This window comes from Xanthocytophaga flava, from assembly GCF_030068545.1.
Lineage (GTDB): Bacteria > Bacteroidota > Bacteroidia > Cytophagales > 172606-1 > Xanthocytophaga > Xanthocytophaga flava.
In genome coordinates, this window is sequence record NZ_JASJOR010000054.1 from 21,414 (window position 1) to 30,898 (window position 9,485).

A 9,485-nucleotide genomic window follows, 5' to 3' on the forward strand; every position below is an offset into this window, starting at 1 on the left:
CAATCTTTGTACTCTTCCAAATATGTATTACAAAATAATATGATAAAAACACCTGAAACCGCTCTTTCCTCCCGTTCCGTCAATGCTGTTGTACTGGTTGCTGCACTGGGTTATTTCGTAGACATTTATGATTTATTACTATTTGGTATTGTAAGAGTACCGAGCCTGTTGTCTCTTGGTTATGAAAAAGGATCGCCTCTTCTCACAGAAAAAGGAGAGTTCCTGATTAATATGCAAATGCTGGGAATGCTTATTGGAGGTATCTTATGGGGGATAATAGGTGATAAACGAGGCAGACTATCTGTATTATTTGGTTCTATCTTTTTATATTCCATTGCCAACATTGCCAATGGTATGGTAAATAGTGTAGAAGCTTATGCAACCTGGCGGTTTATAGCAGGTATCGGACTGGCAGGTGAATTGGGAGCAGGTATTACCCTGGTAGCAGAGGTGATGCCAAAAGAAAAACGAGGAATCGGAACGATGATTGTGGCCTCTGTAGGATTGACAGGAGCAGTAGTAGCTAATCTTGTTTATAGACTCTCTGGCGACTGGAGAATGTGCTATTATATAGGAGGTGGATTAGGCTTGGCGTTGTTATTACTCCGTATCGGTGTAAGTGAATCCGGAATGTTCAAAACAGCACAAACGGAAAATGTATCAAAAGGAAATTTCCTGGCACTCTTCAGCAATACAAAACGTCTCTCCAAATACCTTCGTTGTATTCTGATAGGTCTTCCTACCTGGTTTGTAATTGGTGTGTTGGTAACCTTCTCGCCCGAATTTGCCAAAGCCCTTGGCATTGAAGGTGAAGTAAAAGGGGGTGATGCCATTATGTATGCCTATACAGGTATTGTATTAGGGGACTTGGCTACAGGTGCTTTGAGTCAGGTACTGAAAAGTCGCCTGCGGGTAATGTATATCTTCCTTACCTTGAGTGCTATTACTATCATTCTCTACTTGAACGCCTATGGTGTTTCTGTTGCAACACTCTATTTATTGTGTGGTGCATTGGGATTTGTAACAGGTTTCTGGGTGATTTTTGTAACAATGTCTGCCGAACAGTTTGGCACTAATCTGCGGGCTACTGTGACAACCACTACGCCTAACTTTGTTCGTGGCGCGCTTCCTCTTATTATTATTTTCTTTAACTTTTGTAAAGATAAACTGGCTTATATGGGACCAGATGCTGCCCGTATCAATGCAGGTCTCCTGGTAGGTGGAGTAATCATTCTGATTTCTGGCCTGGCGTTACGTGGATTGAAGGAAACATTCCATGAAGATCTAAATTATGTAGAGCAGTTATAATTATTTATCCTGTATATTCTTAACGGATCAATAACTTTGTTTACATACAAAGTCATTGATCCTTTTTTTATAAACTCCCTCAAGTATATCTGCTGGAGTAAAATATCCTATGTTACAATAATCAATGAAAGTGTATTCATGAACGAAGCCATATAAATAAAAATTTTATAATCTCCTTGACTTTAGAAACACTTTAGTATTTTGCTTCTCTATAAATTATTCATATTTAGTTACTTGTATTAAATACACATCCACTTTCAGGCTTCATGAAAGAATTGCTTAGCAAGATTATTGTCGGGAAAGATCCAGTTGTTGAATCCAGAATTGCACATACCAGAATACTTCTTACAGGCCAGGTGGCAATGGTAGGAATATTTATCAGTCTGTTCTATATCACACGAAACCTTATCTTACAGCTCAATGTATCCTATCATTATCATGCCATTTTACTTAGTGTTATGATACTGGTGGTAGTATTGAATAGAAAAGGACATCATTTAGCCGCCAAAATTCTTTTTCTCACCACTGCTAATTTCATCATTTTTCTTTTTTCCTCAGCAGCATCTTATTATACAGGTAGTTTTATCTACTTCATTCCAATCTTTCTGGCTGCATTTGTCCTTTTTGGCTACGAAGAACGTACCAAAGCAATCTTTTTCTTTTTGTTGACATTGCTTCTTTTTATACTAGCCCATCTCACTGATTTGTATATAGTCCCTCAGGTTACTCTTTCGACACGAAAGATGTTTGAGAGTTTTATTGTCAACTTCTTTACAGCTAGTTTTCTGACTATGCTGCTTATCAATTTTCTGATAAGGGAGAATTACTATTATACCAAAGAGCTTATCCAAAATGAAGAACAACTTCTTGAAAAAAACATGCAATTAATAAAGATCAATCAGGAACTGGATCAATTTGTTTACAGTACGTCACATGATCTACGCTCTCCTTTAAGTACCATTCTGGGTTTGCTGCAGGTTATGGAACTGGAGAAAGAGAAAGGCAATACGGGATATTATATAGAACTAATACGAAACCGGGTTCATGCATTGGATCATGTGATTGGTGAAATTCTGGATTATGCATGGAATCAGAAAACAGGAATTCAGCAGGATGCCATTAATCTGCATGCCTTGTTAACAGAGATACTCACCAATTTCCTGCAGGATGAAAAAACGCAAAAGATCAGTATCCAGATTGAAGTACAACCAACACTAGAAATTATTTCAGACAGGAGAAGATTAAAGATTATTCTACTCAATCTCTTGTCTAACGCCATACGGTATCATCAATATGATCAGTCCAATCCATTTATACGAGTTAGTAGTACTATTCATCAAAATCAACTGGAAATCTGTGTGGAAGATAATGGACCAGGGATACATCCAGATCATCAGGAGAAGATCTTTGAGATGTTTTACAGAGCCAGTGACAAAACTACCGGATCAGGTCTTGGTCTTTATATTGTGAAAGAAGCAACAGAAAAAATTGGTGGAACGATCCACCTCAGATCAGATTATGGTAAAGGTTCATCCTTCATGATCCGATTACCAATGCTGCAATAAATGTTTATATTTGCTGCAATCTGAATACCTTTATTATGGACAATATCTTACTTATTACAGGTGGCAGTCGTGGCATTGGACAGGCACTGGTAACAACCTATCTGCAGAAAGGATATAAAGTTTTTTCAATTGCCAGAAGTCATTCCAGCGAAAAACATCCGCTATTACACCAGATCTCATTTGATCTGAGTGCATCTCATGGGTTTGGAACACTGTTCAAAAACTTGTTTAAAGAGATTGAAGAGGCTCAAACAGCTTCTATTCTCCTGATTAATAATGCAGCAGCTTTACCTATTGGTAAGATTGATACTTTAACACAGGAACATATCCAGCAGGCAACACATGTCAATCTAACAGCCCCCTTACTATTAACTTCTCTGTTTATTCAACACACGCAAGGCTGGAAATGTGACAAGAAGATCATCAATATCTCATCTGGTGCAGCACACAAACCCTATTATGGATGGACGATATACTGCTCAACCAAAGCTGCCCTTGATATGTTAACTCGTACTGTAGCCATAGAGCAAAGTACAGTAGAAAATGGAGTAAAAATACTATCGATCAGTCCAGGTGTGGTGGATACAGGGATGCAATCTGCTATTCGTGAATCCACCAGAGAAGATTTTAAAGACATAGATCGTTTTATTGAATTAAAGAATACCAATGCTCTGGCAGAACCCACTGATGTTGCCAATCAGATTTATCAGGTAGCACTGGATACAGCTATAGAAAATGGAGCGATTCTTGATTTACGTAAGCTTTCCACAACTAAATAAGATTATCAGGTATTAAGAACCCTATCTTTTACAACTTTCTGAGCTTCTTTTCCAGAAAAGAGTTTCGCTTCAACATAGATTTTTGTGATGTCAGGAAACTTCTCCCGAATAGTATGTTCCAGTCGTGAAATAACTTTGGGTAGCTCTTCTCCATTCAGATCATGCCTGAATTCTGCATCTAATACCAGTAAGATTTCGTTGGGAGCCATGTGCATAGTCAGTGGATACCGCAAGGCAGCCACATCTTTGTCTTCTATAACTAATTTGTATACTCCTTCCACAATATAGGTCTGAGCACTTTCTCCAATCAATAACTTACGACTTTCTATCACCATTACAATGGCTACTATAGCCAGTACAACACCGATAAGAATAGAAGCCATACCATCCAGTCTTGGGTTTTGAAAATAATGTCCCAGAAAGACTCCAGCAAACGCAATAATCAAGCCTAGTATGGCAGCAGTATCTTCATAAATTACGGCAAATAATGACGGATCTTTACTTTTACGCAGCTCTTGCCAGAATCTTCCATTGCCTTTAATCTGTAAAAACCGATGTACAGCAATCCAGAGCGAACCTCCTTCAAATACAATAGCTCCTCCCAACACTATATAATTCCAGAAAGGATCTCTAAGTGGTTCCGGATGTTCCAGATGACTAATTCCTTCATAAAAAGACATTCCTCCACCCAATGCAAAAACCAATATGGAGACTATCAATGTCCAGAAATACATTTCTTTCCCATGTCCAAAAGGATGGTTTTGATCGGCAGGTTTCTTACTTCGACTAATTCCAAGCAAGAGTAATAACTCATTTCCGGAATCTACCAAACTGTGAATTCCTTCAGAAAGCATGGCGGAACTGCAACTAAAGTAGGCTGCCACAAATTTTACTCCGGCAATACCTACATTGGCAGCTAAAGCTCCGTAAATAGGCAACTTAGATTCTCCTGTCATAGTTGTATGATTTTTAGAAAAAAAAATACTACACAGAATCCACAATTTGTAAGACTTCTGTGTAGTATATAGTTATCTAAAAATCAGTACCAGACAGTTATTATTTTATCAGCCCGGCAATTTCGGTTACCAGAGCAGCAGAGTTTTTAGCTGCGGTTTTATAAAATGTCATCATATCCCCGCGAGCATTTTCGTCAGCTTTATCACTCAGACTGCGAATAACCAGACAAGGGACTTTTAACTGCCAGCAAACCTGTGCCACCGCAGCTCCTTCCATCTCAGTTGCCTCTGCATTAAAATCACGACGTAACTGTTGTACTTTTTCTGAAGAAGACACGAAAATATCTCCTGTCACAATACGACCCACTATTACCTGCGGAGCTCTGTTCGTTAAGGCAATTTTTTCAAAACGAGCTGTCCGGGATGCTTTCTGCGCTTTTAGGAACAAGACAGAATCAGCAGGAAAATATTCCGGATTCAGTTCTTTAGTGATTGGATTACGAGTCTGACGGCTAGGCTCCCGATTGTGCAGAATTGTACTAAAGTCATGATAAGCAATACTCTGAGCAATAACAATATCTCCTGGCATCAGATCGGGATTTACGCCACCTGCAATTCCTGTGAATATAATCTCCCTAGGATGAAAAGTATGTATTAGCAAAGAAGTCGTCAGAGCCGCATTGATCTTGCCAATACCTGTTTCAGCTACTACAACTTTTCGCCCATTGAGTGTACCGGTTACAAATCGGATTCCTTCTACTTTCTGCTCTTTCTTGTCTTTCAATGACTCCTGAAGAATACGCACTTCTTCATCAAAAGCCCCCAAGACAGCTGTGATATTCTGAGTTTGGGAAGTTTGTGCAAAAGGTGTATGTATAACAAGAAGAAAGGCAATACAAACCAGATAAATGTTTTTCATAATGTTGTATGGATTAAGAAGCAGAAAAGAAAACTATGTACGATTAGACCTTTTTATATACCCTATTAGTAGAAATATCAACATAGCGACCGCACAGATTGCCAGCCCTGCACTTTCACGGGCCAGTTCCTGATTCACACTTTTCATGGATAGCCCTTCTCCTTCTGTCACAAAACCTTCCCAGGCAGTCATCTGTAACCAGGAATTAACTGCTCCTGAAATATACAGTATTGCCAAAACCGCAAAAAGCTCCAGGTTATACCGTGCACGAAAGACAAGAAAAGAACAATAGGTAGATATAAGATAGATAGTCACCCACCAGACAGGATCAGGATCATTAAATTGCCAGTAGGTAAATAGTAAAAATATAAATCCAAAAAACAAACCGATGTAACGCATAACAAATCTGTAGGAACAAATGAGTGTATGATAAAGAAAAGCCCAATTTAGCAGGCTTTCCTCAATCTGTCATTGACGCCTGTCATAATTTCTTTTGTTTCTGCTACAAATGTTCTAACACCAATGCCACTATAGCAGCTATATCAATCAGAATCAAGGCAATGGATACTTCTTTGGTTTTACCTAAAACTAACTTAATAATGGTCCAGCTCAGAAAACCCCAGATAATTCCCTGTGTAATGGAATAGGTAAGTGGAACCAGCACCATAGCCAGAAAAGCAGGAATGGCATCATCCAACTCGTTCCAGTGAATCTGAGTAACAGGCTTCATCATAAACACTCCAACCAGAATCAAACCGGGTGCTGTAGCAATAGCGGGAATAACAGAGAGTAAAGGCGAAAAGAACATAAAAGGCAGAAACAACAACCCTGCAGTGACAGCTGTCAAACCGGTACGCCCTCCCTGTTCTACTCCAACTGCCGACTCAATATAGGCAGTTCCGGGACTTGTACCCAATAAGCCACCCAATGTAGTAGCTACAGCATCCGTTAATAGAGATTGTTTTACATTGCGGGGTTCACCTGCTTTATCTTGAAGGTTGGCAGCCTCGGCAACTCCAACAAAGGTAGATAGACTGTCAAACAGGTCTGTAAAGACAAAGGCAAAGATAACAGGCAATAAACTTAACTGCATTGAACCTGCTATATCCAGTTGAAATAACAGACTAAAATCCGGTGACGCGAAAGCACCATTCCAAGTCACAATAGGTGTACTACCCCATATCCGGCCAATAGATACAGCCAACAAAGTAGTTGACAATATCCCTATAATAATGCCACCTGTTACTCGCTTAATCACCAGAATGGTCGTGATAAAAAGACCAACAATGAAAATAATCTGATCTGGTTTAGTAATATCCCCAATACCTAAAAGTGTAGCAGGATTGGCTACAATAAACTTTGCATTGACAAAGCCAATAAAAGTGATAAACAATCCGATACCTGCAGAGATAGCATAACGTAATTGCTTGGGTATGGCAGCCACAATATATGTTCGGATGTTAAAGATAGAGAGTAAGAGAAAAATTATTCCAGCCCAGAATACAGCTCCTAATGCAGTCTGATAGGAAATACCCATTCCCTTCACAGCAGTGAACGTGAAAAAGGCATTCAGGCCCATACCGGGTGCTACTACAATAGGGTTTTTAGCATACAAACCCATCATGATGCTGCAAAAGAATGATAATAGAACAGTAGCAGTAAGCACTCCCGAAAAGGACATTCCTGTCTGGCTCAGAATGGCTGGGTTTACCACAATAATATACATAGTAGCTAGAAACGTTGAGATTCCAGCTAGAATTTCGGTTCGTACACTGGTTTGATTTGTGTGTAGAGAAAAGTATTTTTCAAGCATAAGGCTGTATGGTTAGAAAATGTATTTGGCCGTTCCAAAATACCATCTTTTACCTATTAAAATGCTCTTCTCTCTCAGAAAACTATACAAACACAAAATCTTTCTGTACTTTCAACCATCTTCACCGTTTTAAAAGTAAATATATGGCACTATTGTCGTTTCTCAATTCCAAAGAAGAAAGATTACTGGTAGAAGCTATTCAAAAAGCAGAAGGCCAGACTTCAGGAGAAATCCGTGTACATATAGAACCGGGGACTCCAGATGCAGATCCGTTTCAACGAGCATTGGAAATATTTGCCAGACTGGAAATGCATAAGACCAAACAACACAATGGAGTGTTGTTTTATATTGCCACAGATACACACAAATTTGCCATTGTAGCAGATTCAGGAATCAATCGGGTAGTGCCTGAAAACTTTTGGGAGGAAATAAAGCATATCATACGAACCCGTTTTAAGCAACATCAATATCTGAAAGGCCTGGAGGAAGGCATTACTCAAACTGGAGAATATCTCAAAAAATATTTCCCTTCTTTCGGAAATGATACTAATGAATTAGATGATTCTATTTCAACATCCAGTTAATCTATCAGACAATCTAAAACTATACTACCCTCTCACTAATCATCATGAAAAGTACTTTTCTACTCTTTGGAGTATTATTACTAACTATTACTTCTTTTGCTCAGGAACAGTTTATTCCTCCTCGTCCTGAACATTTTACTCCTGTAGTAGACTCTGTCAATGTACTCACTCCCAAACAAGAGTCTGATCTGACACAAAAAATTAAGCGATTTGAAGATAGTACAGGCACTCAGATTGGAGTAGTATTACTGGCATCCTTAAAAGGATATGATGTAGAGAGTTATGCTTTTCAGTGGTTTAAAAAATGGCAATATGGCCAAAACAAGAATAACAATGGGGTATTATTACTAGCAGCTATCAATGATCGGAAAGTTCATATTGAAACAGGCTATGGTTTGGAAGGTGCCATTCCGGATGCTCTCGCCAAGCGAATTATTGAAGAACATATCAAGCCTAATTTCAAAGCAATCAACTATCATCAGGGTGTTGATGAGGCTGTGGATGAGATGATTAAACTAGCCAGTGGCGAGACTTACACCAAAGAATCAGAGGAACCTGTGGAATGGTATTGGTATCTGATAGTCATTGTCTGCTTTATTCTCTTACCTTTTACACTTGTTATTTTAGTCATCGTCTGGATTGTCAAAGCGATCAACAAGAGAACTGGAGGAACGACCTATACCTGCAAAGGGGTCAATAAGAACTCGAACAATCTGGGCTCAACCAGTACCTATTCAGATAGCACGGATACTACCAAACGGAAATACAGTGACTATTCGGATTATTCAGACTATTCAGATAAGAGTAGCTACAGTGATTACTCAGATTATAGTGATAGTAGTGGTGGCAGTTCGGGTGGTGGTGGAGCCAGTGGTGACTGGTAAACTTTATTTGGTCAAAAAAGCCTACAATACAATGCGTGTATCTTTTTTAAGCATTTCCAGAATCTCATAAGATTGTAGATTTTCATGAAAGACAAGATCAACAATTGTTCCGGAAGGCTTTCCATATCGTTTTTCCAAAGCTTCCATATTTCTATCTACAATGGCATTGTTCTCTAAATTTCTGAAAAGTTCATCAAGAAGGCTGATTGCTCGATCATCATCAATTTGAGCCCAGTCCGCAATGGGTTCAAGCAATAATCTTTCAATAAAGCTATCCAGGCTTTCAGAATGCCAATAGTGATTCAGTTCGTATTTATCAACCCATTTGCCTGTTATCTTATAAATAGCTGTTTTAGCAAAGTCGTAACTGACTCTATCATTTTCATAATCAGCAATAACTTGTCTCAGTTCCTTCATACTTTATAAGGTCACAGAATAATAATGATATATGTTTTTCATATAGTGTAACACTATATTCGTATCACCAGATATGTACCAAATATTTCTTCTTCAACATCTATCTTTTCTACCCAATCATCAGGTCTAATAGTGAAGTTGTTTAGTAAAAGGAAAGGATTCCCGAAAAAGAGTGAATTTTGAGATGCGAACCAAAAAATATCACTCTAAATGGAAATCCTTTCGAAAGATACGATACGCACCTATATAGTTGCAAATTT

The 9,485-nt window shown here is 38.6% G+C and carries 10 protein-coding genes; 5 read left to right on the forward strand and 5 right to left on the reverse strand.

Annotated features, from left to right (window positions below):
• Positions 1 to 39 precede the first annotated feature (39 nt).
• The 3 genes from QNI15_RS37500 to QNI15_RS37510 all read left to right on the forward strand — a co-directional run bounded on the left by QNI15_RS37500 (position 40) and on the right by QNI15_RS37510 (position 3,652).
• Positions 40 to 1,308: an MFS transporter gene (locus tag QNI15_RS37500; RefSeq protein ID WP_314037180.1), complete on the forward strand. Its 1,269-nt coding sequence runs from the start codon at positions 40 to 42 to the stop codon at positions 1,306 to 1,308.
• A gap of 266 nt (positions 1,309 to 1,574) precedes the next feature.
• Entirely contained in the window at positions 1,575 to 2,873 is a 1,299-nt protein-coding gene (locus QNI15_RS37505) for a sensor histidine kinase (RefSeq protein ID WP_314037182.1), read from the forward strand.
• A 35-nt stretch (positions 2,874 to 2,908) separates the two neighbouring features.
• Positions 2,909 to 3,652 (forward strand): (S)-benzoin forming benzil reductase, encoded by a 744-nt coding sequence (locus QNI15_RS37510; RefSeq protein ID WP_314037184.1) that lies wholly within the window; start codon positions 2,909 to 2,911, stop codon positions 3,650 to 3,652.
• Positions 3,653 to 3,657: 5 nt separating this feature from the next.
• Here QNI15_RS37510 and QNI15_RS37515 read toward each other — a convergent pair whose 3' ends face one another.
• The 4 genes from QNI15_RS37515 to QNI15_RS37530 all read right to left on the reverse strand — a co-directional run bounded on the left by QNI15_RS37515 (position 3,658) and on the right by QNI15_RS37530 (position 7,340).
• Positions 3,658 to 4,608, reverse strand: coding sequence for a cation diffusion facilitator family transporter (locus QNI15_RS37515; RefSeq protein ID WP_314037185.1), 951 nt, complete (start codon positions 4,606 to 4,608; stop codon positions 3,658 to 3,660).
• Between the two features lie 100 nt (positions 4,609 to 4,708).
• Positions 4,709 to 5,527 carry a 5'-methylthioadenosine/adenosylhomocysteine nucleosidase gene (locus QNI15_RS37520; RefSeq protein ID WP_314037187.1) on the reverse strand — a complete coding sequence of 273 codons (819 nt, stop codon included), beginning with the start codon at positions 5,525 to 5,527 and terminating at the stop codon, positions 4,709 to 4,711.
• Positions 5,528 to 5,560: 33 nt separating this feature from the next.
• On the reverse strand, positions 5,561 to 5,926 hold the full coding sequence (locus QNI15_RS37525; RefSeq protein ID WP_314037189.1) for a transmembrane 220 family protein: 366 nt from the start codon (positions 5,924 to 5,926) through the stop codon (positions 5,561 to 5,563).
• A gap of 103 nt (positions 5,927 to 6,029) precedes the next feature.
• Positions 6,030 to 7,340, reverse strand: a complete 1,311-nt coding sequence (locus QNI15_RS37530) for an NCS2 family permease (protein ID WP_313993995.1) — start codon at positions 7,338 to 7,340, stop codon at positions 6,030 to 6,032.
• A gap of 143 nt (positions 7,341 to 7,483) precedes the next feature.
• On the opposite strand from QNI15_RS37530, the gene QNI15_RS37535 reads away from it, so the two are divergent.
• On the forward strand, positions 7,484 to 7,924 hold the full coding sequence (locus QNI15_RS37535) for a TPM domain-containing protein (RefSeq protein WP_313993997.1): 441 nt from the start codon (positions 7,484 to 7,486) through the stop codon (positions 7,922 to 7,924).
• 44 nt (positions 7,925 to 7,968) lie between these two features.
• The gene (locus tag QNI15_RS37540) at positions 7,969 to 8,808 is read left to right on the forward strand and encodes a TPM domain-containing protein (RefSeq protein ID WP_314037191.1); all 840 of its coding nucleotides are present in this window, start codon (positions 7,969 to 7,971) and stop codon (positions 8,806 to 8,808) included.
• Positions 8,809 to 8,829: 21 nt separating this feature from the next.
• On the opposite strand, the gene QNI15_RS37545 is transcribed toward QNI15_RS37540, so the two are convergent.
• Positions 8,830 to 9,225 carry a hypothetical protein gene (locus QNI15_RS37545; protein ID WP_313994002.1) on the reverse strand — a complete coding sequence of 132 codons (396 nt, stop codon included), beginning with the start codon at positions 9,223 to 9,225 and terminating at the stop codon, positions 8,830 to 8,832.
• Positions 9,226 to 9,485 lie beyond the last annotated feature (260 nt).

Coding starts and splice junctions, on each gene's coding strand:
- QNI15_RS37500 (WP_314037180.1), top strand. CDS start 40: ATGATAAAAACACCTGAAACCGCTCTTTCCTCCCGTTCCGTCAATGCT.
- QNI15_RS37505 (WP_314037182.1), top strand. CDS start 1,575: ATGAAAGAATTGCTTAGCAAGATTATTGTCGGGAAAGATCCAGTTGTT.
- QNI15_RS37510 (WP_314037184.1), top strand. CDS start 2,909: ATGGACAATATCTTACTTATTACAGGTGGCAGTCGTGGCATTGGACAG.
- QNI15_RS37515 (WP_314037185.1), bottom strand. CDS start 4,608: ATGACAGGAGAATCTAAGTTGCCTATTTACGGAGCTTTAGCTGCCAAT.
- QNI15_RS37520 (WP_314037187.1), bottom strand. CDS start 5,527: ATGAAAAACATTTATCTGGTTTGTATTGCCTTTCTTCTTGTTATACAT.
- QNI15_RS37525 (WP_314037189.1), bottom strand. CDS start 5,926: ATGCGTTACATCGGTTTGTTTTTTGGATTTATATTTTTACTATTTACC.
- QNI15_RS37530 (WP_313993995.1), bottom strand. CDS start 7,340: ATGCTTGAAAAATACTTTTCTCTACACACAAATCAAACCAGTGTACGA.
- QNI15_RS37535 (WP_313993997.1), top strand. CDS start 7,484: ATGGCACTATTGTCGTTTCTCAATTCCAAAGAAGAAAGATTACTGGTA.
- QNI15_RS37540 (WP_314037191.1), top strand. CDS start 7,969: ATGAAAAGTACTTTTCTACTCTTTGGAGTATTATTACTAACTATTACT.
- QNI15_RS37545 (WP_313994002.1), bottom strand. CDS start 9,225: ATGAAGGAACTGAGACAAGTTATTGCTGATTATGAAAATGATAGAGTC.